This window comes from Leisingera aquimarina DSM 24565 (genome assembly GCF_000473165.1).
In the GTDB taxonomy this organism is placed as follows: domain Bacteria; phylum Pseudomonadota; class Alphaproteobacteria; order Rhodobacterales; family Rhodobacteraceae; genus Leisingera; species Leisingera aquimarina.
In genome coordinates, this window is sequence record NZ_KI421504.1 from 1,057,922 (window position 1) to 1,083,981 (window position 26,060).

The following is a 26,060-nucleotide window of genomic DNA, read 5'->3' on the forward strand; positions in this document are numbered from 1 at the left end:
TGGTTGAATATGGATTCCTGCGCAGTTTGGCGCTAACGGCGGCTGCGACAGAGCAGCGCGATGCGCGGTTCGTTGTAAAATATTCATTAAAAACAAAGTCTTGAACGCACTTTAAATCTTCAATCCTTGTAATTGACTCCTAAGTCCCGTGGCCTTAGCACCCTGCATAGAAATTCGCGTGAGGATGGCGCCCGTGACCGACGACGACCAAAAGCAGCGCATGGCGCAGCTGGAGGAGAAGCTCGCGGCGGCGCGTAAGGCACAACAGCCCAAGCCGCGTGCGGATGAGCACTATTCCATGGCCAATCAGGCCTGGCGGATGGTGATTGAATTGGTGGCCGGTCTAGGGATCGGCTTTGGCATCGGATACGGGCTGGACCTTCTGTTTGGAACCCTGCCCATCTTCATGGTGCTGTTTATAATGCTGGGCCTTGCGGCCGGAGTGAAGACGATGCTTCGCACCGCGCAAGAGATCCAGGAACAGAAACTGGCCGATGAGGCCAAGAAAAACGCGCAAGACCGGGACTGATCCGACGGGATCAAATGCCGGCGACAGGAGAAGCGGACCGATGGGCAAAATTTTCTTTTACGCAGCGCTGGCGCTGGTACTGGTATCCGGCCTGATTTTCGCCCCGGCGGAGTCAAAGCTGGCAATCCACCCGATGGATCAGTTCAACGTGGCAGCACTGTTTGGCGATCACATCTCCTGGTACACTCCGACCAACGTGACCCTGTGGATGGCGCTGGCTGTTGCCGCGGTGTTTGCGCTGCTGGTCATGGGCTCCTCGCGCCGCGCCATCGTGCCTGGCCGCGCCCAATCGGTTGCGGAGCTCGCTTATGGCTTCATTTACAAGATGGTTGAGGACGTGGCCGGCAAGGATGGCGTCAAGTTCTTCCCCTACATCATGACCTTGTTCATGTTCATCGTGATGGCCAACTTCCTGGGCCTGATCCCCGGCTCGTTCACCACCACCTCGCACATCGCGGTAACCGCGGTTCTGGCGGCGCTGGTGTTCTTCACCGTGACCATCGTCGGTTTCGTCAAGAACGGCGCTGGCTTCCTGGGCCTGTTCTGGGTGTCAAGCGCACCGCTGGCACTGCGCCCGATCCTGGCCGTCATTGAGCTGATTTCCTACTTCGTGCGCCCCGTCAGCCACAGCATCCGTCTGGCAGGCAACGTGATGGCCGGCCACGCGGTTCTGAAGGTGTTCGCAGGCTTTGCCGCAGCGCTGGGCATGTTCAGCTTCCTGCCGATCTTTGCCATCACCGCGGTCTACGCACTCGAAGTTCTGGTGGCCTTCATCCAAGCCTATGTCTTTACCATCCTGACCTGCGTGTACCTGAAGGATGCACTGCACCCGAGCCACTAAGGCCAGGATCCGGAAAGTTTACCGGGTGAGCCTGGCGGTTCACCCAGACCCTAAATCACCACATTCCATCGTAAGGAGAATACTCATGGAAGGCGATATCGCACAACTCGGTCAGTTCGTGGGCGCAGGCCTGGCAGCAATCGGTTCCGGCGCAGCCGCAATCGGTGTGGGCCACGTTGCCGGCAACTTCCTGGCAGGCGCACTGCGCAACCCGTCGGCAGCAGCTGGTCAGACCGCGACCCTGTTCATCGGCATCGCATTTGCAGAAGCACTGGGCATCTTCTCGTTCCTGGTCGCTCTGCTGCTGATGTTCGCCGTCTAAGACCTTAGGAACCTATTTCCTTACGGCCGGGCAGTGCGGCTTTAAACCTGCACTGCCCGGTGTACGGCAAGTTCCCAAGGAGGACGACATGGCATCAAATACGCAAGACGCAGCACACGGCGCCGCAGACGCAGCGCACGGGTCTGCTCCGGGCATGCCGCAGCTGGACTTCTCGACCTTCGGGAACCAGATCTTCTGGCTCGCAGTCGCCCTGGTCGTGATCTACCTCATCCTGTCGCGCGTCGCGCTGCCCCGCATTGCGGCAGTTCTGGCCGAGCGTCAGGGTACCATCACCAACGACCTCGCCGCGGCTGAAGACCTGAAGGCCAAGGCTGTCGAGGCCGAAAACGCATATAACAAAGCTCTGGCGGATGCCCGTGCGGAAGCGCAGCGCATTGCTGCCGAGACCCGCGCGGAAATTCAGGCTGGGCTGGACGAGGCCATTGCCAAAGCAGACGAACAGATCTCTGCCAAGGCCGCCGAATCTGAAAAGGCTATCGCCGAAATCAAGGCCGGTGCGCTGGAAAGCGTAAAGGCCGTTGCAACCGATACCGCAGAGGCGCTGGTGACCGCGCTTGGCGGTTCGGCAGACGCAGACGCAATTGCCGCGGCAGTTGCCGAGCGGACGAAAGGATAAGGATATGCGCAATATTCTCGCCCTTGCCTTGACCTTTGGCGCAGCTTCGCCTGCCCTTGCTGCCGGCGGCGGCATGGACCTGTCCAACACCAACCTGGTTGTTGGCCTCGGCTTTGTGCTGTTCATCGGCATCCTGCTGTTTGCCAAGGTGCCGTCGCTGCTGGCTGGGCAGTTGGACAACCGTGCAGATGGCATCCAGAAGGAACTGGACGAAGCCCGTGCCCTGCGTGAAGAGGCCCAGACCATCCTGGCGTCTTATGAGCGCAAGCAGCAGGAAGTTCAGGCCCAGGCAGATCAGATCGTCGCTGCCGCCCGTGACGAAGCTGCCCGTGCAGCGGAACAGGCAAAAGCGGATCTACAAACCTCCATCACCCGCCGTCTGGCGGCTGCCCAGGAGCAGATCGCTTCGGCGGAAGCTTCGGCTGTGAAGGAAGTGCGCGATCAGGCGATAACCATCGCTGTTGCCGCTGCGGATCAGGTGATCTCCAAGCAGATGACCGCCGCCGAGGCCAACAAGCTGATCGATGCTGCCATTGCGGATGTGGACGCCAAGCTGCACTAGCTCAGGTTGACACTAACGAGTTAAAAGAACCCGGTCCAAGTGGCCGGGTTTTTTGTGCCTTAGGGGTATTGAACCTACCGGGCACGGTACTCCGTTCAGGCCTTTGTGTCTCTGTTATCCATCGCGTCCAGATTCATTTAGATTGCTGGTGAAAAGCGCGATCTTGTTGCCTTGCGGGTCGCGAAGATAGCCAACAAAGAAATGCGGCCCATAGGCGGCTCGAAAGCCGGGCTGGCCTTCGTTCGAACCGCCTGCGCTAAGGGCGCTAGCGTGCAGGTTGCGAACCTGCTCTTGATTTTGCGCTTCAAAAGCAACCATAGACCCGTTGCCACCAGAGGCCGGACGCCCGTCGAAGGTTGGTTTGACGTAAAAGTCTGGAAGCACCGGAGACTGGTCCGGGTCAACGGGCAGTGCGTAACTCAGGCCTTCAGGCCCCTCCTTTAGCTCATAACCAAGGGCAGGTAGAAATGAGGAATAAAACCGCTCTGCACGGGCGATGTCATCTGCGCCTACTGTGACGTATGCAATCATGCTTTACCCGTCTCATGCTCCAGCCGCTGCCTTGCCACTTCGGCGTTGCGCTCTGCGCGCTGGTGGTCGGTGAGGGCCTGTTTCACGTAGTCCAGATGCGCCTCGACCGCCGACCGGGCAGCCTGCGGGTCGCGGGCCTGCAGGGCGGCGTTGATGGCGCGGTGCTGTTCCAGAAGCGCCTCATAGGTGGTGTGCTGCTGGAACATGATCCGGCGGTTGTAGAAGACGCCCTCGCGCAGCAGATCGAACATCGAGCGCATCATGTGCAGCATGATCACGTTGTGGCTGGCGTCCATGATGGCGGAGTGGAACTGGGCGTCGAGCTGGGCCGCCTCCTCGGACACGGCGGGATTGCCGGCCGCCTCCATCTTGTCGAAGATCGCTTGGATCACCTGCAGGTCATAGTTCGACCCGAACCGGGCGGCGCGCTCCGCGGCCAGCCCCTCCATGTCCCGGCGGAAAGACAGGTAGTCGAACACCGCCTCGTCATGGGTGGCGAACAGCTGGATCAGGGCAGGGGAGAAGGCGGAGCCCAGGACATCCGCCACAAACACGCCGGAGCCGGCCTTGGACGCCAGCAGGCCGCGGTCCTGCAGTTCGCCGATGGCATCGCGCAAAGAGGGGCGGGAGACGCCCAGCCGCTCCGCCAGCTCCCGTTCGGCAGGCAGCCTTTCACCGGGCGAAAGGATGCCGCGTAGAATCAGCTGTTCGATCTGTTTTACGACGGAGGCGGAGAGTTTCTCGGGCTGGACTTTCTGGAAGGGCATCTTGTCGCTCTGGCGGATTGGTCAATTTATATGACCACGCGGGGCGGGTGGCCGCAAGAGCGGACCGCATCACGAAGGTTGCAACAATAGGTCAGCATTGTTGACTTTAATTTGGAGACTCCTACCGTGACCCTAGATGTTCAACGAGGAGTGAAGCATGCAACTGGATCAGATCTTTGCCACCCGCAATAGCCGGATGAAGGCGTCGGAAATCCGTGAGCTTCTGAAGCTGCTGGATCAGCCGGATATCATCTCCTTTGCCGGCGGCATCCCGGATCCGGCGCTGTTCCCGGCCGATGAATTTGCCGAAGCCTTCAAGAATGCGCTGACGCCTGAGCGGCAGGCTCAGGCACTGCAGTATTCGGTGAGCGAGGGCTACCTGCCGCTGCGCCAGTGGATCGTGGCGGAGATGGCGAAGATTGGCATCGCCTGTGAGCCAGAGAACGTGCTGATCACTTCCGGCTCGCAGCAGGCGCTGGACTATCTGGGGAAGCTGTTCCTGTCACCGGGCGACACTGCCCTGGTCGGGTGGCCGACCTATCTGGGCGCGCTGGCGGCCTTCAACGCTTATGAGCCGCGCTATGACCGGCTATCGCTGAAGACAAACCGCTTGCCCGAAAGCTATGCCGAAGCCGCGGCTGAGGCGGGCAGCGCGGTGAAATTTGCCTATCTCTCACCGGATTTTGCCAACCCGACCGGCGAGACCCTGGACCGCGCCGGGCGGCTGCGGCTGCTGGAACTGGCGGACACGCTGGACTGCGCCATTATCGAGGACGCGGCCTATCAGTCGCTGCGCTACGACGGGCACCCCGTGCCGCCGGTACTGGCGCTGGAACAGGAAGAGAAGGGCTCGATCGAGGACTGCCGGACGGTTTATTGCGGATCGTTTAGCAAAACTTTGTCGCCTGGGCTGCGGATCGGCTGGGCGGTGGCTGCCAAGCCGGTGATCGCACAGATGGTGCTGCTGAAACAGGCGGCAGATCTGCACACCTCGACCATCAACCAGATGGCCGTGCATGGCGTTGCGGAGACCTGTTTCGACGAACATGTAGAGCAGCTGCATGCGGTCTATCAGCGCCGCCGTGATGTCATGCTGGCGGCCCTGGCGGAGCACATGCCGGACGGCATGGACTGGACCCGGCCCGAGGGCGGTATGTTTGTCTGGATCACCCTGCCGGCGGACAAGGACGGAGCGCAGCTGCTGGCCCGCTCGCTGGAAACGGAGCGGGTGGCCTTTGTCCCCGGCCAGGCGTTTTTTGCAGATGGCAGCGGTCAGAACACGATCCGGTTGAGCTTCTCCAATTCCAACCACACGGCCATTGAGGAAGGGATTGCCAGGCTGGGACGGCTTTTGCGGTCCGCCTGACGCCAGATCACACCCTGCTTGGCAAAAGACCGCCGGATCCTGCGGGTTATCCACAAGATATGGTGTGAATTGGGCTGAATTTACCCCGATTTGGGGGTGCGGAGCGTTGACTCACGAGATAGGAACCGCTGAACTTTCTCGATACGGAATCACGAAGGGGCAGCTTTGCGGTTTTCCAAGCTCAGGCTGAACGGCTTCAAAAGCTTTGTTGATCCTACCGAACTGGTCATTGCCGATGGGCTGACAGGGGTTGTGGGTCCAAACGGTTGCGGCAAATCCAATCTTCTCGAGGCTTTGCGCTGGGTGATGGGCGAGACCCGCGCCAAGGCGATGCGCGGCGGCGGCATGGAGGATGTGATCTTTGCCGGCACGTCCTCGCGGCCGGCGCGCAACTTTGCCGAGGTGAGCCTCAACATCGACAACTCCGAACGGCTGGCGCCCTCGGGCTTCAATGAGGCCGACGGTCTGGAGATCGTGCGCCGCATCACCCGCGATGTGGGGAGCGCCTACAAGTCCAACGGCAAGGACGTGCGGGCGCGCGATGTGCAGATGCTGTTTGCCGATGCTTCCACCGGCGCGCATTCGCCGGCGCTGGTGCGGCAGGGCCAGATCGCCGAGCTGATCAACGCCAAGCCCAAGGCGCGGCGGCGGATTCTGGAAGAAGCGGCAGGGATCTCGGGCCTGTACCAGCGGCGCCACGAGGCGGAGCTGAAGCTGAAGAACACCGAGGCCAACCTGCTGCGTGTCGATGACGTGATCGAGCAGCTGGCCGCGCAACTGGCGCAGCTGGCAAAGCAGGCGCGGCAGGCGCAGCGCTACCGCGAGATCGGGGAGAAGCTGCGGCTGTCAGAGGGCATGCTGCTGTACCGCCGATGGCGCGAGGCGGATGGGGCGCGGCTGGCCTCAGAGGATGAGCTGCGGGTGCGGGTCGAGCAGGCCGCCAAGGCCGAGGCGCTGGTGCGTGCCGCGGCCACTCAGCGCGGCACGTTTGAGGAAAAGCTGCCTCCTCTGCGCGAGGAGGAGGCCATCGCAGCCGCCATCCTGCAGCGGCTGGTGGTGCAGCGCGACTCGCTGGGCGACCAGGAGGCGCAGGCGCGCCAGACCATTGAGCGGCTCAGCAGCCGTGTTGTGCAGCTGAGCAACGACATCGAGCGCGAGGCGGGGTTGAACAAGGACGCCGGCGAAACCATCGAGCGGCTGGAATGGGAGCAGCGCGAGCTGTCCAAGGCCGGTGACGGGCATGACGGCAAGATGGCCGAAGCCGCGGAGCTGGCGCGCGATGCGGGATCGGTCTTGCAGGCGCGCGAGGATCATCTGGCGCAGGTGACCGAGGATGTGGCCCGTCTGGCCGCCCGGCATCAGTCGGCGCGCCGCGCGGTCGAGGATGGCCAGCGTGCGCTTGGCCGTTCCGAGGGCGAAGCGGAGAAAGCCCGCAGTGCTCAGGCCGAAGCGCAGGACGCTTTGGAACTGGCTGCGGAGAAATTCGAAGCTGCGGTAACGGCTGAGGAAGAGGCCCGCGAAGCCTCTGAAATGGCGGAGGAGGCGCTGGAAGCAGCGGACGAGGCGCGCACCGAAACCCAGAGCCGCGAGGCAGAGGCGCGTTCGCAGCGCTCCGAGGCTGAGGGCGAGCTGGGTGCGTTGCGCGCCGAGGTGACCGCACTGGCCAAGCTGGTGGAGCGCGACACTGCCGAAGGCGGTCAGGTACTGGATGAGCTGACTGTCTCGCCTGGCTATGAGAAGGCCCTGGGCGCGGCGCTGGCCGACGACTTGCGCGCGCCCTTGGCAAAGGCTGACGGGCCGACCGGCTGGGTGGCTCTGTCCGGCTATGACCGTGACGCGCCCTTGCCCGACGGCGTGCAGCCACTGGCGTTGTTTGTTTCTGGCCCCGATGCCCTGTCGCGCCGGGTGGCGCAGATTGGGCTGGTGGATGGTGACGCAGCAGCAGGCCTGCAGGCGCAGCTGCAACCGGGCCAGAGGCTGGTGACGGTTGAGGGCGACCTGTGGCGTTGGGACGGCTACCGTGCCTGGGCCGAGGATGCACCGAGCGCTGCGGCCCTGCGGTTGGAGCAGTTGAACAAGCTGGAAGCGCTGAAACAGCAGATGGAGCGCGTCAGTGCCAAGGCCGACGGCGCCCGTGCCGCGCATGAGATGCTGTTGCGCAAACTGGAAGAGGTGACGCTGGCCGACCAGAATGCCCGGCAGGCGCGGCGGGTAGCGGATCAGCGGGTGGCCGATGCGGCCCGCGCGTTGAGCCGGGCCGAAGCAGACCGCAATCTGTCTGAGGCCAAGCTGGAAACGCTGGGCATCGCGGTGTCGCGTCATGAGGAAGATGCACTGAGCGCGGGTCTACAGCTGAAAGAAGCGGAGAAAGCGCTGGGGGATCTGGGTGATCTGGATCAGGCCCGTACAGCAGTCGAGGACATCAAGCAGTCGGTTGAAGCAGCACGGATCACCATGCTGACGCACCGCTCCGGCCACGACGAGCTGCGCCGCGAGGGTGAGGCCCGCACCAAGCGCGCGCAGGAGGTGACCAAGGAGTTGTCCGGCTGGCGCCACCGCCTGGAAAGCGCCGAGGCGCGGATCGAGGAGCTGGCAGAGCGCCGCGAGGCCTCGCAAGAGGAGTTGGAAGAAGCCAACGCGGTTCCGGCGGAAATCGCTGAGAAGCGGGAGGAGCTGAACGAGGCAATCTCCGAAGCCGAAGCGCGCAAATCCGCTGCCACCGAGGCGCTGATTGCAGCCGAAGCCGAACTGCGCGAGGCGGTTCACAAGGAGCGCGAATGCGAGCGGCTGGCCTCTGAGGCGCGCGAGGCGCGGGCGCGCTCGGAGGCGCGCAGCGATGCGGCCAAGGAGGCGGTGACTCAGGCCGCAGGCCGCATCATCGAAGCGCAGCAGATCACCCCGCAGGCCTTGTTGGAGAAGCTGGGCGTGTCACCGGATGAAATGCCTGTTTCGGACGATCTGGAACACGACGTGGACCGCTACAAACGTCAGCGCGATGCCTTGGGTGCGGTGAACCTGCGCGCCGAGGAGGACGCCCGCGGCGTGCAGAACGAGCATGACACGCTGGTGGCGGAAAAGCTGGACCTGGAAGGCGCGGTGAAGACCCTGCGCGACGGCATTGCCAGCCTAAACCGCGAGGGCCGCGAGCGGCTGCTGACCGCGTTTGAGCAGGTGAACAATAGCTTTGCCATGCTGTTTACCCATCTGTTCGGCGGCGGCGAGGCCAATCTGGTGATGGTCGAAAGCGACGATCCGCTGGATGCGGGGCTGGAGATCATGTGCCAGCCGCCGGGCAAGAAGCTGTCGACGCTGTCGCTGCTCTCTGGCGGCGAGCAGACGCTGACGGCGATGGCGTTGATCTTTGCAGTGTTCCTGTCGAACCCGGCGCCGATCTGTGTGCTGGACGAGGTCGACGCGCCGCTGGATGACGCCAACGTCACCCGCTTCTGCGATCTGCTGGATGAGATGTGCCGCCAGACTGACACCCGCTTCCTCATCATCACCCACCACGCGGTGACGATGGCGCGAATGGACCGGCTGTTTGGCGTCACCATGCAGGAAAAAGGCGTCAGTCAGCTGGTTTCAGTTGACCTCAAGAAGGCAGAGGCGATGGTGGCCTGAGGCAGCAGGCTGCGGGGATTGGCGGCGCCTGCCGGTCAGAATTAATTTTGGTGGAGTGATAAATGGATATGCTCAAAGCAATTGCCGCATCCGCGGTGCTGATGATGCCGGTAGCCGCGGCTGCCCAGAACGTGGTGGCCAAAACCGGCGACAGCGTGGCCAATTTCTTCAAGGATGAGGGTGCAAAGGTCGAAGTGACCACCGACAGCGTTGGAGATCCGAACCTGAAGGTCGAATACTACGGCAACGATTTCTCGGTCTACTATTACGGTTGTGACGGCAACAAAGACTGCGAAGCCATCCAGTTCTTCTCGGGCTATCAGACAGATGGCGGCGTGCGCCTGTCCAAGATCAACGAGTGGAACAATGAAAACCGCTTTGCCCGCGGCTATGTCTCGGAAGAGGGCTCGGCCCGGATCGAAATGGATGTGTTCCTGGGCAACAAAGGCATGAGCCCGGATGATTTTGCCCAGGCCGTGGGGATCTGGAACCGCGCCATGCAGGATTTTGAAGCTTTCATCGACTGGTAAATCCAACTGTCACCGGATCGTGACACCAGCTTAACAAGTGAACAGCTAAGGTAGGGGCATGAGATGGATCATGCCCCTGTTTTTATGCCAGTTGGCAAGCAGCGCACTCGCTGAGGGTTGGCCGCTGCGGCCCGGCGACACGGCCTTGGCGCAGGATGAACTGGAGGCGCTGCCGGGCCGGTCCTTTCGCTTCTATGATGGCGGAGAGTCGCTGTATGGCAGCGATGGCGCCTATGCTTACACCTACTCGGTAGAGAACGGCGGGGGCACCGCTTGGGGCACTTACCGGATTGCTGCAGACGGCAGCATCTGCGTGGAGTTCGCCAACGGATTCGGCCGCTGTGATCTGTATGTGCGTAATGGAAGCCGGGTCATCCTGATCACCGAAAGGGGCGAGCGGTTCCCGGTCCGTTAGAGCTTCTGCAGCAGCGCCGGCGTCGGCCAGGCATCGGCGGGCAGGCCAAGACGGGCTTGCTCCTTTTGCACTGCAATCCGGGTGCGGGCTCCAAGAATGCCGTCGATATCCCCAACGTTATGGCCGCGGGCCTGTAGTATCTGCTGCAGCTGTTTCATCTGAGTGCCATTCAGCCCGTTTTCGGGTTGGCCTGCGCTATAGACCTCTGCGCCTTCCAACCGGTTGGCAAAGTAAGCCGCAGTAAGGACATAGGTAAAGCTCTGGTTCCACTCAAAGTAGACGTCAAAGTTGGGATAAGCCAGGAAAGCCGGCCCCTTGTGGCCCTGCGGCAGCAGAAGCGAAGCGCGCAAAGAGGGATCGGGTAGTTTGCCGTCCCTTGCAGAGACGCCGAGACCGCGCCACTGGGCTACGGATTTCTTGCGTCCGGTGCCCGTCAGTGTCAGATCCAGATCCTGAGGGATGATGACCTCTTGCAACCAGGGCTGGCCCGGCTTCCAACCCAAATGGGACAGCATTCGCGCGCCCGACATCAGCGCGTCGGCGGCCGAAGTTTTCAGGCTGACCTGGCCGTCGCCGTCAGCATCGACACCATGTTCCAGAATATCTCCGGGCAGCATCTGCACCATGCCGATCTCTCCGGCCCAGGCGCCTGTTGTGCGTTTGGGATCGAAATTGCCCTGGCTGAACAGCTCCAGTGCCGAGAAGACCTGCGGCCGGAAAAGCTCCGGGCGGCGGCAGTCATGCGCCAGGGTGACCAGCGCATCGCGGGTGTTGAAATCGCCCTGATAGCCGCCATAGTCGGTTTCGAACGCCCAGAAGGCAAGCAACACACCGCGGTCGATGCCATAGGTGTTCTCAATCCGCTGGAAGATGGCATCATGTTTTTTCGCCATCTGGCGGCCGCGCTTGATCCGGCTTTGCGAGATCAGGTGGCGGGTAAACTCGATGAAAGGCTTCTGAAATACGCCCTGGGCACGGTCCGCCTTGAGCACGCCCGCATCCTTGCGGGTGCCCGAGAAGAAGGCGTTGACAGTGACGGTGTCATACCCGGCCTGCACTGCCTCGTCTTTCATCAGCTTAACGAAATTCTGAAAGCCGCCGCCGCACTGGGCAGTTGCCACCGCAGGCAACAGGCTTGCTGCAAGGACGAAGGGCAATAGGCGCATGGTTCTGGCGCTCCTTAGTCTGACCGCTCCCGCAGGGTCTTATGTGCTAGAAAACCGAGGCAATGGCAACCGTCAGAACCAGAGCAAGTGCCCAGGTCTGCCAGAGCAGGGTCACGGAGCGGGTGATGGTTTCGGCATTGGCGCTTTTGGCACCAATTGCATGAACCCAGGGAAAGTCGCGCATCTGGCCTTCATAGGATCGCGGGCCGGCCAGCGCGGTGTTCAGCGCCCGCGCCATGGCGGCTTCGGGCCAGCCGGCATTGGGCGATCTGTGCTTGCGAGCGTCTGCAGAAATTGCACCCCAGTGGTGCAGCCGGCCGCTGGACAGGGCGATCAGCAACCCGGTCAGCCGCGCCGGGATCAGGTTCAACAGGTCGTCCAGGCGGGCGGCGGCCCAGCCGAAATCCTCGTACCGGTCGGTACGGTAGCCGATCATGCTGTCGGCGGTGTTGATCATCTTATAAACAATCAGGCCCGGCAGCCCGGCAATCAGGAACCAGAAAGCAGGGGCGATGACCCCGTCGGACAGGTTTTCAGATCCGCTTTCGATGGCGGAGCGGGCTACTTGCGGCGCCGTCATGGCCGCGGTGTCGCGGCTGACGATCATCGCCACCGCCTCGCGGCCTTCCTGCAGGCTGCTGCGCAGGCCCTTGGCGACGGCTGCAACATGTTCGGTCAGCGAACGCTGGGCGATCAGCATGGCCGCCACCAGGATTTCCACCAGCGTGCCGGGCAGCGACAGCAGTTTGCCTGCGATGAAGCCGCAAAGTACTAGTGCCAACGCGGCCAGCACGCCTTTGCCGCGGCGGTTTTGGCCGGTGTTGAGCGTGTGGTCGAAGAAGCCGACTGCCTTGCCCATCAGCACCGCCGGGTGGGTGAAACGGGACCACAGCCATTTGGGCTCGCCGAAAACGGCATCCAGAACGAGGGCAACCGCCAGCATTGCCGCGGTCGTCATAGCGCCGCCTCCAGCCGGTCCCAGCCGTCAGCGGGCGGCAGGCCGAGGCGCAAATAGGTTTTGGAGTAGGGGAAGATCCGGCTCCAGATGCGGGAACGGGCAAGCTTGTTCTGCCAGGCCGCGGCATCGTTCACATTGTAGAGACGGAATAGGTCGGTGCCGCCCACCAAGCTGGCGCCCTTGGCAAACACCATTTCATCCAGCTGCGCCGCATCCGCCTTCAGCCGGGTGCGGGTGGCTTCGGCCCAGCCGTGGTCCTGCAGAGCCAGAGCGCCCGTGCGCAGGGCCGGGCCAGAGACGGCCCATGGGCCTTGCCACGAGGACAGGGTGGCGATCAGTTTGGGATCGCCGATTGCAAAACCCAGCCGCAGGCCGGCGAGGCCCCAGAATTTGCCAAAGCTTTTCAGGACAATAACGCCAGGCCGGGCGGCCATGCGAACCAAGCTCTCGGTTGGGCAGACATCGCAAAAGCTTTCGTCGATAATAGTGAGCGGTGCAGTGAGTTGTTCTTCACACCAGAGGCGGCCATCGGGGTTGTTCGGATGCACCGCGACACGGGCCTCAGCCGGGCCATCTACACGAATCTTCCAGCCGCGGGCTTCAAAGGCGGCGGCGTGCTCGTTGTAGGTCGGTTTGCTGATCTGCACCCAGCGCGGCGCGGCCAGTGCTGGCAGGGCTGCGATCAGGGCTGAAGCACCAGGGGCGGCGAGAACCGCAGCCTCATCCGGGATGTTCCAGAAAGACCGCGCGGCGCGTTCGAGATCGGCCAGCGCATCGGCGTCCGGCAGTGCGCTCCAGTCTCCGGCGGTGAGTTCCGGCAGCGGATAGGGGTGCGGGTTGATACCGGTGGAGAGGTCCATCCAATCGCTGCGGATACCGCCGAACTCTGCCATGGCAGCGCTAAGGTTGCCGCCGTGGTCCCTGGATGGGGCTGCATTATCAAGCGGGAGTTCAAGCATCGCGGTAGCCACCGGTTGAATGTTGCTCCGAACGGTTCGGATGCCAAATCAGACACAGCAGTTCATAAAGCAACTGGGGCGAGGCGTGAACTCCCTAATTTTAGGAGCCTCGGAAGGAATTGTTCTGCCAGGGGCCGGCTGGCGTCAGATCAGCCGCGCCGGTGCGGTTCCAGCCAGTCGATATCCGGGTTGACCGGAATGATCCGGTGCGGGTTGATGGTGTCGTGGCTGTAGTAATAGTGGCGCACGATATGCTGCATTCCTACGGTTTCAGCCACGCCCGGCCATTGATACAGCTCGCGTGTGTAGGCCCAAAGGTTCGAGTAGTCCGCCAGCCGCTTGCGGTTGCATTTGAAATGCACGTGATAGACTGGATCGAACCGAAGCAGCGTGGTGAACAGCCGCCAATCGGCCTCGGTTACGCGATCTCCCAGCAGGTAGCGGTGCTGGGACAGCAGATCTTCCAGCCAGTCCAGGCTTTCAAACAGCGGCTCGACTGCGGTGTCATAGGCCTCTTGCGAGGTGGCAAAGCCGCATTTGTAGACGCCGTTGTTGATGGTGCTGTAGATGCGGGCGTTTACTGCCTCGATCGGCTCGCGCAGTTCCTCCGGCCAGTGGTCATCGCAGTTGCCGGTGATATCGTCGAAGGCCGAGTTGAACATGCGGATGATTTCGGCGCTTTCATTGGAGACGATGGTGTTCTGCACCTTGTCCCACAGCACCGGTACTGTTACCCGGCCGGTATAGCTTGCATCGGCGCGAGTGTAGACCTGATGCATATGGGAGCTGCCGAACAGGGTGTCGCCGGTAGCGCCGTGATCGTCCGTATCAAAAGTCCAGCCTTCGCCCAGCATATCGGGATGCACAACGGAAACGGATATGTGCTCCTCCAGTCCCTTCAGCTTGCGGAAGATCAGCGTGCGGTGGGCCCAAGGGCAGGCGAGCGAGACATAAAGGTGATAGCGACCGCTTTCTGCAGGGAAACCGCCCTCGCCCGAAGGACCGGCGCTGCCATCAGCGGTGATCCAGTTGCGGAACTGTGATTCGCTGCGTTTGAACGCGCCGCCAGTGGATTTGGTATCATACCACTTGTCGTGCCATTCTCCGTCGATCAAAAGGCCCATCGGGTCTGCTCCTGCTGCTGTGCGCAGGAAACATAGGCTTGCTCAGGCCGGGTGCCTATACAGCGCAGCGCGCAAGGCCTCTGCGCCACTGCACAAGAGCAACAAAATTGCGCGCCCGTCAAATTTCCAAAAATGTTCACTTGATTTTATATATTTGTGACGCACCGTTGAAAGAAGGACCCGAGGAAACCCAAGCATTTGGAAGGCCGGAACGATGAATACCTATGTGCCCAAAGCCGTACAGGAAGCGCTGGACACCGCCCGCCTTCAGGGGATGCGCAAGAAAAGCCGTTTGCGGGTAATGGCGGACAATGAGCTGGTCCCGGTTCTGCGGATGTGGAAGACGGGTTTTTCGGTTGAGGCAGAGACTGCGCCGATGCTGCGCGGGCTGGTCGATCTTTACGAGGGAGCGCGGCACCTGTCGCAATGCCTGATCGTTGCCAGCGAAGAAGAAGGCGGCGAGATGCGCTATGAGTTCAAGCGCTCCACCCCCGCTGCGGACAGGGCACCGCTGGATTTCTACAAATCCCCGGACGCACCGGCCGGGCTGATCCCCTTCGACCAGTCGCAGGGCAAGATTTGAGCCGCTGACTCAGGGACGGATTTCAACCTCCGTCCCGATTTCTGCCAGGCGCCACAGCGTTTCCATCTGTTCATTGGTGACAGCGATGCAGCCGGCGGTCCAGTCGCCGGGCAGGGTGATCAGATTGCCCACCGAATTCGGCTGTCCATGAATGAAGATGTCGCCGCCGGGGCTGACCCCGGCCGCGTTGGCCTGCACCCTGTCTTCGGGCTGCGGATAATTGATTCCCAGCGACAGATGATAGGCACTGTTGGGGTTGCGCCGGTCGATCAGAAAGGTGCCTTCGGGCGTTTTGCCGTCACCTTCCTGAAACTTGTCGCCTGCGGGTTCGAACCCTAGCGCGATGGGAAACTCCAGTATCGTTTCGCCGCCGTGGCTGGCGGTCAGGCGGCGGGCGGATTTCTCGATCAGGATGCGGTCGATCCGCTCCACCGCCGCAGCCTGCGGCGGCGGCGCGGGCCGCGGGGCAAAGGCCTGCCAGGCGGCCCAGGCGGCGCCGGTCAGAACAACCAGCGCCAGAAGGCGCAGCAGGCGCTTCATGCCTACTGAAGATCCGAGAAGGCTGCGGACAGGCGGCGGCAGGCTTCTTCGACACGGGAGCGCTGGGTGGCCAGGTTGAACCGTTCCATGAATTCGCCGCCGGCACCAAAGCCATCACCGGGCGAGGTGGCGATTTTGGCGCCTTCGCGCAGCCGTTTGATGAATTCCTCGCGGCTCATGCCGGTGTCGGAGAAATCCACCCAGGCCAGATAGGTCGATTGCAACGGCAGAGATTTTAGCCCCGGCAACGCGTTCACGGTCTCATCAAACAATTTCCTGTTGCCCTCCAGGTGGGCGACCTGGGCGTCGACCCATTCCGCACCCTCGGGCGAGTAGGCGGCAGTGATCATCGCAACACCAAGCGCACTGGGATCATAATCCAGCGTGTCCTGCCGGTGACGCATTGCGGCGCGCAGCTCCGGGTCCGGAATGATCATGTTGCCGGTCCTTTGACCGGCAATGTTGAAGGTCTTGGATGGCGCGGTCAGAGTGACAGTGCAGGCGCGTGCGTCGGGGGCCGCCACGTCCATCGGAACAAAGGTGCTGCCGGGATAGACCAGATCGTGGTGGATTTCGTCGGAGACCAGGATCAGGCCGTTGCGTTTGGCGAAGTCCGCCACTTCGCGCAGCTCTTCCGGTGTCCAGACCCGGCCCGAAGGGTTTTGCGGCGAGCACCAAAGCAGCAGCTTCTCGGTTCCATTCAGGCGCGATTGCGCATCGTCGAGGTCCAGATTGTAAGTGTCGCCGTCGCGCGCCAGCGGGCACTCGGTGACCTTGCGCCCGGCCTTGTTCACCTTGTGCGCAAACTCATGATAAACGGGCGAGAAGATGACGACGCCGTCGCCCGGCTGGCTCCAGACATCAATGCTAAGCGCAATTGCGTTGCCCAAGCCCTGCGACGTCAGCACCCAATCGGTTTCGATGTCCCAGTTGTGCCGGGTCTTCATCCACCATTGAACTGCCTGCAGATATTCCGGGTGCTGCCAGGAATAACCGAACACGCCGTGCTCTGCGGCCTGTTTGACTGCCTCGATGACACAAGGCGCGGTCTCATAGTCGGAGTCCGCCGTCCACATCGCCAGACCGTCCTCGGGGGAGACGCCGAACAGCTTCTCCATCTTGTCCCACTTCGAGCTGTGAGTGCCGCGGCGGTCGGTGAGTTTGTCAAAATTCATGTGGTGGATTCCCGTGTCGTTGCCCTTAACTTTAACTGCGAAGCTAATCGCTGCAGCGGCGCGCGCAAGGGGGCGTTGCGATGGGGCCTGCAATCGCATACATGAAGCGCATGAAACGACCGATCCTGATCCATCCCGACCCCCGCCTGAAAAAGGTCTGCGTGCCTGTGCCGGACCTGAGCGATGACTTGCGCGTGCTGGCGGATGACATGCTGGAAACCATGTATGCCGCGCCGGGCATCGGCCTGGCGGCACCGCAGATCGGCATCCTGCAGCGGCTTATCGTGCTGGACTGCGTCAAGGAAGAAGACGGTGATGCGCGTCCGCTGGTGATGTTCAATCCGCAAATCCTGTCTTCCTCCGACGACACCAACGTTTATGAGGAAGGCTGTCTGTCGATCCCGGACCAGTATGCCGAAGTTACCCGTCCCAGGGCCGTGGAAGTCGAATGGATGGACCGCGACGGCAATGCGCAGCGCGAAACGTTTGACGGGCTTTGGGCCACTTGCGTGCAGCATGAGATCGACCACTTGAACGGCAAGCTGTTCATCGATCACCTGAAGCCGCTGAAGCGCCAGATGATCACCCGCAAGATGCAGAAGCTGAAGCGCGAACGCGCCCGCGCCTGAGGGATATTCCACATATGACCGTCCGAACCTGTCTGCCCTGGCCTGACAAACGCCTGCGCTCAAGGGCTGAAGATGTCACCGGGATCACCGACGAGATCCGTGAAATCTGGAACGATATGGTCGATACCATGGATGCGATGCCGGGCGTTGGTCTTGCCGCTAATCAGATCGGTGTGATGCTGCGGCTGGCAGTGGTGGACGGCTCCACCGAACGCGGCCGCGCAGTGAAGCTGGCCAACCCGGAAATCCTGCATTCCTCGATCGAGCTGCGTGAACACGATGAGGCCAGCCCGAACCTGCCGGGCGTTTCGGCCAAGATTAAACGCCCGCGTGCTGTGACCGTCCGGTTCATCAACGAGCAAGGAATGGTCGACCGGAAGGATTTCATCGGGATTGAGGCGACCTCGGTGCAGCATCAGATCGATCATCTGAACGGCAGGATGTATTTCGACCGCCTGAGCAAGGTGAAGCGCGACATGCTGATCCGTAAGGCGAAGAAGCTGAACGGCTGAGGCCGGATTTCATTTGCCGGGCCGCTTGGAGCCCGGTTCGCGCCCGGCGGCAGGCTGTTAGGCGTCCGGGGAAGGGGAAGGTGGGCAGATTGCCTATCCTACGGAGGCTTTGATGCGCATCATCTTTATGGGAACGCCTGATTTCTCGGTGCCGGTGCTGGACGCGCTGGTCGATGCAGGACACGAAATTGCGGCCGTTTATTGCCAGCCTCCCCGGCCTGCAGGCCGCGGCAAGAAGGACCGACCCGCACCCGTCCACGCCCGCGCCGCGGCCTTGGGACTGGAAGTGCGTCATCCAGTCTCCCTCAAAGGGGCAGAAGAACAGGATGCCTTTGCGGCTGTGAATGCGGATGTGGCGGTGGTTGTGGCCTATGGTCTGATCCTGCCGCAGGCCATTCTGGATGCGCCTGCGCATGGCTGCCTGAACATCCACGCCAGTCTTTTGCCGCGCTGGCGCGGGGCAGCGCCGATCCACCGCGCGATCATGGCGGGTGATGCGGAAACCGGCATCTGCATTATGCAGATGGAGGCAGGGTTGGACACGGGCCCGGTTTTGCTGCGGGAGGCTACTGAAATCGGAGCAGAAGAAACCACTGCCCGGCTGCACGACCGCCTGTCAGAGAGGGGCGCTGCGCTGATCGTCGAGGCCTTGAACCGCCTGCCGGAGCTGACACCCGAGGTGCAGCCCGAAGATGGCGTCACATATGCAGAAAAGATCGACAAGAGCGAGGCGCAGATCGACTGGACCCGCCCGGCGGCAGAGGTGGACCGCAAGATCCGCGGGTTGTCCCCCTTCCCCGGCGCTTGGTGCGAAATCGGCGGGGAGCGGGTCAAGCTGCTGGCCTCAAGACTGGCAGAGGGTCAGGGGGCACCGGGCGCGGTGCTGGATGGCGCCCTGACCATTGCCTGCGGCACCGGTGCGGTACAGTTGTTGCGCTTGCAACGGGCCGGCAAAAGCGCGCAGGATCCTGAGGTATTTTTGCGCGGTTTCCCGGTTTCCACGGGCAGCCGCCTGTAACCGGAGACGCTTGATGATCCTGACCCTGATGGGCACCGTGGTGATTGCCGGGATTGTCGGCTACGCTTCTGAACGAAGCGGCTTTACCAGCAATGGCTATGTGCCATCGATCATCATTTGCACCGGAGGTGCATTCCTGTTCTATTTCGTGCGGCTGATGTTCGGCATTGGCTTCAGCGCGCCGGGCTGGAATGCGATTGCTTCTTCCATCGGGGCCTTGGTGATCGTGCCGACCCATTGGCGCAGATAGGGAGATCGCTATGCCCGTTCTTGCTTTGATTATCATCGGCGCTGCGGCAGGTTTCCTGGCGACCCGGCTGATGCGGCTTGAAACTGATATCATCACCACTGTTGTGATTGGCATGGCCGGTGCATTGATCGGCGGGATGGTGCTGCGCGCCCTGCTGGCGGTCATGGGTTTCATGGCCGGTTTTGCCGGCGCGGTATTGGGCGCTTTGGTGCTGATTTGGCTCTGGCAGCGGTACCTGCACAAGTAATCCTGGCTGAGGTACGCAGGCCACAGCCGAGGGGGGAGCGCGCGATTTCTGCTGCACCGGGCCGCTGAATGAATACAATATCTCAACCGCTGCGCAATGCGGTGGGAAAACGAGGCAGAGGGCATTTGCAGATGACACAGGACAGCGGCCAGCCCGGTGCGCCGAACGTGGTGGTTGTGACCACCATGAAGGATGAAGGCGCCTATATTCTTGACTGGATCAGCCACTACAAATCCATTGGTGTCAGCGACTTTGTCATCTTCACCAATGAGTGCTCCGATCCCACGGATCATATCCTGCGCTGCCTGCACCGTATGGGTGTAATCGAACACCGGTTCAGCCGGGTGGTGCGCCGCGGCCCGCACAAAAGCGCACTGATGTGGGCGGAGTACGAGCCCAAAGTGAACAATGCAGACTGGGTTCTGGTGGTCGACGTCGACGAATACCTGCAAATCAATTCCGGTGACGGCACGTTGCCGGGGCTGCTGGCGGAGCGGGCGGATGCAGATGCGGTTTCCTTTGTTTGGCGCATTTTCGGCAATGCAGGGGTTGGAACTGTGGACCATCCCCCTGTGCCTCAGGCCTTTGTGCTGGCTGAACCCGCGGTGGGGCTCCCGGATGAGCATCGGTTCTTCAAGACCGCATTCCGCAAAAATGGGAAATTCACCCGTATGGGGGTTCACCGCCCTTTTCTGGCGGAATCGGCGGGCGAGGTGAACTGGCAGCTTGCCGATGGCACGCGCCTGCCAGAGGATGAGCTGGAAGGTGCGCTTTACGTGCGCGGCGGCTACGGCTATTCCGCAGCGCAGCTCAATCACTATGCGCTGCGGTCTCGTGACGGGTTCCTGAACAAGAAAGCCCGCGGCCGGGCGAACCACTTCACCTCCTCCATTGAGCCAAGCTACTGGCACAAGTTTGACAAGAATGAAGAAGAAGACCGGCGGCTGGCGGACAATTTCTCAGCCGCGCTGCAGATCAAGGAAGACCTTCTGCAAGACGCCAGTCTGAGGGAGTACCATGAAATGGCGCTGGTCTGGCACCGGCGCAAGGGCCGTAAGGCCAGGATCAGCAAAGACGGTCAGGAATTTCTGAAATCCTTGGGTGACACCCGCAAAACCGCCTGATTGCGGTTGATTTTTTGCCGGTGCCATTAGTATCAGCGCGTCTTGGTTTCTGGTGCTGGCAGATTACGCAGCCTTGCTCCGTAACAGCAGCGCATCTGATTGCGCTGGTGACAGTTTCTGGATCCGGGTTGTGAAGACAGGGTTCACAATCAGGTATTTCCGGTTGATTGGAGGAGGCGCCAATTGTTCTGGCCGCAAACCGGCCTTAACTGCGCGGCGGGCGGCTTTTGTAGACAGGCAGGTGCCAGGCGAATAGGATCGACCCTGCCCGCAAGGTCCAGCACACGCCGGCGCAGGCCAGCAGGGCAAACTGCACCTCCAGTCCAAGCCAGATTGCCAGGACGGCGGTGATCGCACCTGCCATGGCGCAGGAGATGTAAAGCTCACCCTGTTTCAGCACCAGGGGCACCTCGTTGCAGACAACGTCGCGCATCAAGCCGCCCATGGTTCCGGTGGCCATGCCCATCAGCACAGTGATCACCGGCGGGCTTTCCAGAGCCAGTGCGGCGCCTGTGCCTGCAGGAACAGCTACGGCCAGTGCAAAACTGTCGAGCCATACGACCCAGCGCAACCGGCTCTCCAGCAGATGTGCGGAAAAGAATACCGTCACCGCGGCGAAGGCCGCAAGCAGAATGTAATTCGGGTTACCGATCCAGAACACCGGATTGCGGTCCAAGAGCAGGTCGCGCAGCGTGCCACCGCCAAGCGCGGTCAGGCAGGCAACAAAGGCAAAGCCGACAATATCCAGCTGCGCCCGGCTGGCCACCAGCGCGCCGGTCAGCGCAAAGACCAGCACTGAGGCATAGTCCAGCAAAGCCAGAAAGGTCATACGGCGGGTCTGCGCATCAGGCGCTTTTCTTCTTCTTGAAGGGAGCCATGCCGGCGCGGGCCAGCTCATCCGCACGTTCGTTCTCGGGATGGCCTGCGTGGCCCTTGACCCATTCCCAGGTCACCTTGTGGCGGGCTTGCGCCGCGTCCAGACGCTGCCACAGCTCGACGTTTTTGACCGGCTTCTTGCTGGAGGTTTTCCAGCCGTTTCTTTTCCAGCCGAAGATCCAGCCGGTGACGCCGTTCTTAACATAGGCCGAGTCGGTGACCACGGTGAGCGTCGACGGGCGCGCCAGGCTTTCCAGCGCGTTGATCGCGGCCAGCAGTTCCATCCGGTTGTTGGTGGTCTCGGCTTCGCCGCCCTTCAGTTCTTTCTCCTTGACGACGGTGTCTCCATCCATCGCACGCAGCAACGCACCCCATCCTCCGGGGCCGGGGTTGCCGGAGCAGGCGCCATCGGTATAGGCAAACAGCTCAGCCATGGGCGGTTAGAATCACATAGGTTTCAACCCCGCCGGCCAGTCCCTGGCCGTTTCCGCGGCGGGACCGGGTTAGGGTGAAGCCCGCATCTTGAAGCAGATTTTTCAATTCATCCTCGCCGTAGTAGGCATAGAAACGTCCCAATTTGTCACGTCCTTCGCGGTCTCCGAGCTTCATGCCAATATGGAAGATGCCGCCGGGGTTCAAGGCGCGATGGATGCGCGTCAGAAGACCGGGGAGGTCGGCCCGCGGGGCATGCAGCAGGCTGAAATTTGCCCAGATGCCATCATACTCCCTTTTGCTCTCCAATGCTTCGAAAGTTGCGACCTTCACCTCAATTCCGAAATCCGATTTTGCCAGTGCGGCCATCTCTGGGGAGGCATCCATGGCCGAGACCTCAAAGCCTTGCGCCTTGAATCGTGCCGCCCAGTGACCCGGACCGCAGCCCAGATCCAGGACCCGGGCGCCTGCTGACAGAAGCGAGGTGAAGGCCTCGAAGTCAGGATCGTGAAAACTGTCATCGGACCGGGCGAAACCATCTGCATATGCCTGCGCCGCCTCGGCGTAGACTTCCAGTGTTTGCGGGTCGCTCATTTCTTGCCCCTTTTCCGCAATGGCCGGCTCAGGCACGTTCAAAAGCGAGCCGGGCGGCAAGGCCTGCAAACACGGCAGCAAAGCCGCGGCTCATCCATTTCAGCACCCGCTCGCTGTTCAGAAGGTAACTGCGGGCCTGGGCGGCAAACAGTCCGTAGAGCACGAAGATGGCAAAGGTCATCGCCATGAACACCAGCCCGAGGACGGACATTTCCAGCGTGGCGCTGGCGGGATTGCCGCTTAGGAACGGCGGCAGCAGCGCCAGGAAGAACACCGACAGCTTGGGGTTCAGAATGTTGATCAGCGCTCCGCGCCAGGCGATACTCCGGCCGGGTTGGCTGGTACGCTGTGAATTGACAGCCAGGGCACCGCCACTGCGCAGCGCCTGCCAGGCCAGATACAGCAGATAGGCAACGCCTGCGGCCTTGACGATCTGGAACAGCAGCGCTGAACTGTGCAGGATTGCCGCAAGCCCGAGGGTTGCCGCAGCCAGGTGCGGCAGGATGCCGATGGTGCAGCCCAAGGCGGCCCAAATGGCGGCGCGGCGGCCTTGGCCCAAACCAAGAGCCAGCGTGTAGATGGCACCGGTGCCAGGCGCGAGGACGACAACAAAGGCGGTGATCAGAAATTGCAGGGTAATCATCAATGCGGCTCCAAAAAAATCCGAATGCTATTGGGTACCATGATTAGCGCACCGCAGGTGTGCTTTCTGTGACTTTCTTCGCAATCCAGCCGCGTTTCGTCAGGCAGTTTCGCGCAGTACCTTGGGCACCTTGAATTCCACGGTTTCGACAGCGGTTTCCACCACCTCGACGGTCACGTCATACCGGGTGCGGAAGGCGTCGATTACCTCGTTGACCAGCAGCTCGGGGGCTGAGGCGCCGGCAGTGATGGCAACCGAGCGGATGCCCTCCAGCGCGCGCCAGTCTATGTTTTCAGCACGCTGCACAAGTTGGGCGTAATCGCAACCGTTTTTGGCGCCGACTTCGACCAGACGGCGGGAATTCGAGGAGTTCGGCGCGCCCACCACCAAAAGGGCGTCTGCTTTGGGTGCCACCGACTTCACTGCTTCCTGGCGGTTGGTGGTGGCGTAGCAGATATCTTCTTTGTGCGGGCCGGTGATGTTCGGGAACCGCTGGTGCAGCGCCGCTACGATGCCCTTGGTGTCATCAACTGACAGGGTGGTCTGGGTGACATAGGCGAGTTGATCAGGATTGCGCACCTCCACCTTGGCCACATCCTCGACGGTTTCCACCAGCAGCACCTCACCGTCGGGCAGCTGTCCCATGGTGCCGATGGTTTCAGGGTGGCCTTTGTGGCCGATCATGATCATCTGCAGGCCGGCTTCGGCGTGGCGCTGGGCCTCAATATGTACCTTGGAGACCAGCGGGCAGGTGGCATCGACATAGACCATTTCGCGGCGGTCGGCCTCAGCCGGGACCGATTTCGGCACCCCGTGGGCGGAAAAAATCACCGGGCGGTCATCGGGGCATTCGTTCAGTTCCTCGACAAACACCGCGCCCTTGTCGCGCAACGAGTCGACCACGAATTTGTTGTGCACGATTTCGTGACGCACATAGACCGGCGCCCCCCATTTCCCAATCGCCATTTCGACAATCTTGATCGCGCGGTCGACACCGGCGCAAAAGCCACGCGGGGCGGCAAGGTAGAGGGTCAGGGCTGGCTTGGTCATGGGCGTCTCCTTGCGGCCAGAGGTAAGCGGTTCGGGCGGCAAGGTCCAGTGCCCGCGGGGCCGCAGGAAATGTCTGATTTGGACAATTGGCGCCGCCGACGGGCAAACACCGCCGCAGCCGTGCGGGCAGCCATGTCAGAACGTTGCGCTCAGGAGAGGTGTCGGCTGTGCTGTCCATCAAGAACGCTGCCGGGCTGCCGAAAACACCGCACGCCGCATACAGGCCAATAGTTCAGGCGGGTGAGGGACGCTGTCCGGGCCAAGGCGCCGCCCCATCAGGTGCCTTGGCCCGGCGCGCTTTCCTTAGCCGTGCGCGGCGGTAGCCGAACGCGGTTCGCTTTGCTCGCGCGGCGGCCGGCCGATGACATCGCGCAATTCTTCCAGCTCGATGAAATTGTCGGCCTGGCGGCGCAGATCGTCAGAGATCATCGGCGGCTGACTGCGGATGGTAGATACCACCGAAACACGCACGCCCTGGCGCTGCAGGCTGGCAATCAGCGGACGGAAATCCCCATCGCCCGAGAACAGCACGATGTGATCCACCCGCGGCGCCAGCTCCATGGCATCGACGGTAAGCTCGATATCCATGTTGCCTTTGACTTTGCGGCGTCCCATGCTGTCGGTGTATTCCTTGGCCGGTTTGGTGACCATGGTGAAGCCGTTGTAATGCAGCCAGTCCACCAGAGGTCTGATCGGGGAATACTCGTCATTTTCCAGCAGAGCGGTGTAATAAAAGGCCCGCAGAAGCTTGCCGCGGCGCATGAATTCTTGCCGCAACAGCTTATAGTCGATGTCAAACCCAAGCGCCTTAGCCGCGGCGTACAGGTTCGACCCGTCTATGAACAGCGCAAGCCGTTCGTCTTTATAAAACATAAAATGTTCCTTCCGGTATAACCGTCCCGGCCGGGTGTTCCGTGAGTGAGTGCTTGAAATCAGCGAGACGGGTGGACTTAATGTAAGTTATTTGTCATCTGCCGCAAGTATACTGCCATTCTGAAATAGGGTCAAAAATGGCCGGAAACCGGAAAACGTCGCTCATCGCGCTTGGCGGCAACCTGCCTGTTGACGCTGATGCGCCGCAAGCCACCTTGTCAAAGGCTATTGCCGCTTTGCAATCGGATGACGTTCTGCTGCGCTGCGTCTCGCGGTTCTTTCAGACGCCCTGTTTCCCAGCGGGGGCGGGGCCGGACTATGTGAACGCCGCGATTGCGGTTGAGACATCTTTGACCGCACGCGCGCTGCTGGCGCGCTTGCATGATATTGAAGCGCAGTTCGCCCGGGTGCGGGAGCAGCGCTGGGGGATGCGTACGCTTGATCTGGACCTGCTTGACCATGGCGGCGCGGTGCTGCCGGATGCGGAAGGGTTTGCCCGCTGGCAGGGACTGCCGCTGGAGACCCAGATGCAGGAGGCGCCCGGACAGCTGATCCTGCCGCATCCGCGCATTCAGGACCGCGCCTTTGTGCTGGTGCCGCTTTGCGATGTTGCCCCGCGCTGGCACCACCCTGTGCTGCAGAAAACCGCCGCCGGGCTGCTGGCGGAATTGCCGCCGGAGGATGTGGCAGAGGTCACGCCCTTGTAAGACGCGCAATGCGGCGTTTTCCGCTCTTGTCAAGGGAAAGGTTTGGGCGTAAATGTCTGCCTTCTGGACCCGGAATGAAATGGAGAGTCGCTGATGGCCCGCGTGACGGTTGAAGATTGCGTCGATAAAGTGCCCAACCGCTTTGAGCTGGTGATGCTGGCAGCGCACCGTGCCCGCGAAATCTCGGCCGGTGCCCCAATCACCGTGGATCGCGACAATGACAAAAACCCGGTCGTTTCCCTGCGTGAAATTGCTGATGAAACACAAAGCGCAGACGATCTGCGTGAGCGCCTGATCGAAGGCAATCAAACTCAGATCGAGGTCGATGAGCCGGAAGAAGATTCGATGGCTCTGCTGATGGGCGCGGATAACGACAAACCCGCCGATGACGACATGTCTGAAGAGAAACTGCTGCGCGCGCTGATGGAGGCCCAGGGCCAGGGCTAAGGCATGCGCTGACGAATTTGAGGCTGCGGACC

32 protein-coding genes are annotated in these 26,060 nt (G+C 61.6%); 18 read left to right on the top strand and 14 right to left on the bottom strand.

Going from position 1 to position 26,060, the window contains the following annotated elements:
- Positions 1–184 precede the first annotated feature (184 nt).
- The 5 genes from AQUI_RS0109205 (at position 185) to AQUI_RS0109225 (ending at position 2,891) form a co-directional block, all read left to right on the top strand.
- Complete coding sequence (locus AQUI_RS0109205; protein ID WP_425411836.1) at positions 185–529, top strand: AtpZ/AtpI family protein; 345 nt, start codon at positions 185–187, stop codon at positions 527–529.
- Positions 530–569: 40 nt separating this feature from the next.
- The gene (locus tag AQUI_RS0109210) at positions 570–1,370 is read left to right on the top strand and encodes a F0F1 ATP synthase subunit A (protein ID WP_027257260.1); all 801 of its coding nucleotides are present in this window, start codon (positions 570–572) and stop codon (positions 1,368–1,370) included.
- An 85-nt stretch (positions 1,371–1,455) separates the two neighbouring features.
- Entirely contained in the window at positions 1,456–1,692 is a 237-nt protein-coding gene (locus tag AQUI_RS0109215; RefSeq protein WP_008553903.1) for a F0F1 ATP synthase subunit C, read from the top strand.
- An 88-nt stretch (positions 1,693–1,780) separates the two neighbouring features.
- Positions 1,781–2,329, top strand: a complete 549-nt coding sequence (locus tag AQUI_RS0109220; protein ID WP_027257261.1) for a F0F1 ATP synthase subunit B' — start codon at positions 1,781–1,783, stop codon at positions 2,327–2,329.
- Positions 2,330–2,333: 4 nt separating this feature from the next.
- The gene (locus AQUI_RS0109225) at positions 2,334–2,891 is read left to right on the top strand and encodes a F0F1 ATP synthase subunit B (protein ID WP_027257262.1); all 558 of its coding nucleotides are present in this window, start codon (positions 2,334–2,336) and stop codon (positions 2,889–2,891) included.
- 114 nt (positions 2,892–3,005) lie between these two features.
- On the opposite strand, the gene AQUI_RS0109230 is transcribed toward AQUI_RS0109225, so the two are convergent.
- Positions 3,006–3,422: a VOC family protein gene (locus AQUI_RS0109230; RefSeq protein WP_027257263.1), complete on the bottom strand. Its 417-nt coding sequence runs from the start codon at positions 3,420–3,422 to the stop codon at positions 3,006–3,008.
- Positions 3,419–4,189, bottom strand: a complete 771-nt coding sequence (locus tag AQUI_RS0109235) for a FadR/GntR family transcriptional regulator (RefSeq protein WP_027257264.1) — start codon at positions 4,187–4,189, stop codon at positions 3,419–3,421. Before AQUI_RS0109235 ends, AQUI_RS0109230 begins: the two co-directional genes overlap by 4 nt.
- A 157-nt stretch (positions 4,190–4,346) precedes the next feature.
- On the opposite strand from AQUI_RS0109235, the gene AQUI_RS0109240 reads away from it, so the two are divergent.
- From AQUI_RS0109240 to AQUI_RS0109255, 4 genes are all read left to right on the top strand, one after another.
- Positions 4,347–5,555 (top strand): aminotransferase-like domain-containing protein, encoded by a 1,209-nt coding sequence (locus AQUI_RS0109240; protein ID WP_027257265.1) that lies wholly within the window; start codon positions 4,347–4,349, stop codon positions 5,553–5,555.
- A gap of 165 nt (positions 5,556–5,720) precedes the next feature.
- Positions 5,721–9,176: a chromosome segregation SMC family protein gene (locus AQUI_RS0109245; protein WP_027257266.1), complete on the top strand. Its 3,456-nt coding sequence runs from the start codon at positions 5,721–5,723 to the stop codon at positions 9,174–9,176.
- Positions 9,177–9,238: 62 nt separating this feature from the next.
- Positions 9,239–9,706 (top strand): YbjN domain-containing protein, encoded by a 468-nt coding sequence (locus tag AQUI_RS0109250; protein WP_027257267.1) that lies wholly within the window; start codon positions 9,239–9,241, stop codon positions 9,704–9,706.
- A 70-nt stretch (positions 9,707–9,776) separates the two neighbouring features.
- Positions 9,777–10,121: a hypothetical protein gene (locus AQUI_RS0109255; protein WP_245596896.1), complete on the top strand. Its 345-nt coding sequence runs from the start codon at positions 9,777–9,779 to the stop codon at positions 10,119–10,121.
- On the opposite strand, the gene AQUI_RS0109260 is transcribed toward AQUI_RS0109255, so the two are convergent.
- The 4 genes from AQUI_RS0109260 to AQUI_RS0109275 form a co-directional block, all read right to left on the bottom strand.
- Positions 10,118–11,287: a lytic murein transglycosylase gene (locus AQUI_RS0109260; RefSeq protein WP_027257269.1), complete on the bottom strand. Its 1,170-nt coding sequence runs from the start codon at positions 11,285–11,287 to the stop codon at positions 10,118–10,120. The genes AQUI_RS0109255 and AQUI_RS0109260 overlap by 4 nt on opposite strands.
- A 46-nt stretch (positions 11,288–11,333) precedes the next feature.
- Positions 11,334–12,245 (bottom strand): adenosylcobinamide-phosphate synthase CbiB, encoded by a 912-nt coding sequence (cbiB, locus tag AQUI_RS0109265; RefSeq protein WP_027257270.1) that lies wholly within the window; start codon positions 12,243–12,245, stop codon positions 11,334–11,336.
- Positions 12,242–13,204, bottom strand: coding sequence for a threonine-phosphate decarboxylase (locus AQUI_RS0109270; RefSeq protein ID WP_027257271.1), 963 nt, complete (start codon positions 13,202–13,204; stop codon positions 12,242–12,244). Before AQUI_RS0109270 ends, cbiB begins: the two co-directional genes overlap by 4 nt.
- A 149-nt stretch (positions 13,205–13,353) precedes the next feature.
- Complete coding sequence (locus AQUI_RS0109275; RefSeq protein WP_027257272.1) at positions 13,354–14,328, bottom strand: glutathione S-transferase family protein; 975 nt, start codon at positions 14,326–14,328, stop codon at positions 13,354–13,356.
- 214 nt (positions 14,329–14,542) lie between these two features.
- Here AQUI_RS0109275 and AQUI_RS0109280 point away from each other — a divergent pair, with 214 nt between their 5' ends.
- A complete protein-coding gene (locus tag AQUI_RS0109280) occupies positions 14,543–14,911 on the top strand; it encodes a hypothetical protein (RefSeq protein ID WP_027257273.1) in 369 nt (122 codons plus the stop codon).
- Between the two features lie 9 nt (positions 14,912–14,920).
- Here AQUI_RS0109280 and AQUI_RS0109285 read toward each other — a convergent pair whose 3' ends face one another.
- Both AQUI_RS0109285 and AQUI_RS0109290 read right to left on the bottom strand, forming a co-directional pair.
- Positions 14,921–15,451: a L,D-transpeptidase family protein gene (locus AQUI_RS0109285; protein ID WP_027257274.1), complete on the bottom strand. Its 531-nt coding sequence runs from the start codon at positions 15,449–15,451 to the stop codon at positions 14,921–14,923.
- Between the two features lie 2 nt (positions 15,452–15,453).
- Positions 15,454–16,626, bottom strand: a complete 1,173-nt coding sequence (locus AQUI_RS0109290; RefSeq protein ID WP_027257275.1) for a MalY/PatB family protein — start codon at positions 16,624–16,626, stop codon at positions 15,454–15,456.
- A gap of 110 nt (positions 16,627–16,736) precedes the next feature.
- On the opposite strand from AQUI_RS0109290, the gene def (AQUI_RS0109295) reads away from it, so the two are divergent.
- From def (AQUI_RS0109295) to AQUI_RS0109320, 6 genes are all read left to right on the top strand, one after another.
- Entirely contained in the window at positions 16,737–17,255 is a 519-nt protein-coding gene (gene def / locus AQUI_RS0109295) for a peptide deformylase (protein ID WP_027257276.1), read from the top strand.
- A 14-nt stretch (positions 17,256–17,269) separates the two neighbouring features.
- Positions 17,270–17,767, top strand: a complete 498-nt coding sequence (gene def, locus AQUI_RS0109300; protein WP_027257277.1) for a peptide deformylase — start codon at positions 17,270–17,272, stop codon at positions 17,765–17,767.
- 112 nt (positions 17,768–17,879) lie between these two features.
- Positions 17,880–18,785, top strand: coding sequence for a methionyl-tRNA formyltransferase (gene fmt / locus AQUI_RS0109305; RefSeq protein WP_027257278.1), 906 nt, complete (start codon positions 17,880–17,882; stop codon positions 18,783–18,785).
- Positions 18,786–18,798: 13 nt separating this feature from the next.
- Positions 18,799–19,035 (top strand): hypothetical protein, encoded by a 237-nt coding sequence (locus AQUI_RS0109310; protein WP_027257279.1) that lies wholly within the window; start codon positions 18,799–18,801, stop codon positions 19,033–19,035.
- 10 nt (positions 19,036–19,045) lie between these two features.
- Positions 19,046–19,282 carry a GlsB/YeaQ/YmgE family stress response membrane protein gene (locus AQUI_RS0109315; protein WP_027257280.1) on the top strand — a complete coding sequence of 79 codons (237 nt, stop codon included), beginning with the start codon at positions 19,046–19,048 and terminating at the stop codon, positions 19,280–19,282.
- Between the two features lie 131 nt (positions 19,283–19,413).
- Positions 19,414–20,406, top strand: a complete 993-nt coding sequence (locus AQUI_RS0109320; protein WP_027257281.1) for a glycosyltransferase family 2 protein — start codon at positions 19,414–19,416, stop codon at positions 20,404–20,406.
- A gap of 205 nt (positions 20,407–20,611) precedes the next feature.
- On the opposite strand, the gene AQUI_RS0109325 is transcribed toward AQUI_RS0109320, so the two are convergent.
- The 6 genes from AQUI_RS0109325 to AQUI_RS0109350 form a co-directional block, all read right to left on the bottom strand.
- On the bottom strand, positions 20,612–21,235 hold the full coding sequence (locus tag AQUI_RS0109325; RefSeq protein WP_027257282.1) for a trimeric intracellular cation channel family protein: 624 nt from the start codon (positions 21,233–21,235) through the stop codon (positions 20,612–20,614).
- A 16-nt stretch (positions 21,236–21,251) separates the two neighbouring features.
- Complete coding sequence (gene rnhA / locus AQUI_RS0109330; RefSeq protein ID WP_027257283.1) at positions 21,252–21,716, bottom strand: ribonuclease HI; 465 nt, start codon at positions 21,714–21,716, stop codon at positions 21,252–21,254.
- Positions 21,709–22,308, bottom strand: coding sequence for a class I SAM-dependent methyltransferase (locus AQUI_RS0109335; protein ID WP_027257284.1), 600 nt, complete (start codon positions 22,306–22,308; stop codon positions 21,709–21,711). Before AQUI_RS0109335 ends, rnhA begins: the two co-directional genes overlap by 8 nt.
- Before the next feature lie 28 nt (positions 22,309–22,336).
- Positions 22,337–22,951, bottom strand: coding sequence for a LysE family translocator (locus AQUI_RS0109340; RefSeq protein WP_027257285.1), 615 nt, complete (start codon positions 22,949–22,951; stop codon positions 22,337–22,339).
- A gap of 99 nt (positions 22,952–23,050) precedes the next feature.
- Positions 23,051–24,001, bottom strand: coding sequence for a 4-hydroxy-3-methylbut-2-enyl diphosphate reductase (gene ispH, locus AQUI_RS0109345; protein WP_027257286.1), 951 nt, complete (start codon positions 23,999–24,001; stop codon positions 23,051–23,053).
- A 303-nt stretch (positions 24,002–24,304) separates the two neighbouring features.
- Positions 24,305–24,874 (bottom strand): LabA-like NYN domain-containing protein, encoded by a 570-nt coding sequence (locus AQUI_RS0109350; RefSeq protein WP_019296609.1) that lies wholly within the window; start codon positions 24,872–24,874, stop codon positions 24,305–24,307.
- Positions 24,875–25,011: 137 nt separating this feature from the next.
- Here AQUI_RS0109350 and folK point away from each other — a divergent pair, with 137 nt between their 5' ends.
- Both folK and rpoZ read left to right on the top strand, forming a co-directional pair.
- Positions 25,012–25,581 (top strand): 2-amino-4-hydroxy-6-hydroxymethyldihydropteridine diphosphokinase, encoded by a 570-nt coding sequence (folK, locus tag AQUI_RS0109355; RefSeq protein WP_027257287.1) that lies wholly within the window; start codon positions 25,012–25,014, stop codon positions 25,579–25,581.
- Between the two features lie 93 nt (positions 25,582–25,674).
- The gene (gene rpoZ, locus AQUI_RS0109360; RefSeq protein ID WP_024088478.1) at positions 25,675–26,028 is read left to right on the top strand and encodes a DNA-directed RNA polymerase subunit omega; all 354 of its coding nucleotides are present in this window, start codon (positions 25,675–25,677) and stop codon (positions 26,026–26,028) included.
- Positions 26,029–26,060: the final 32 nt, after the last annotated feature.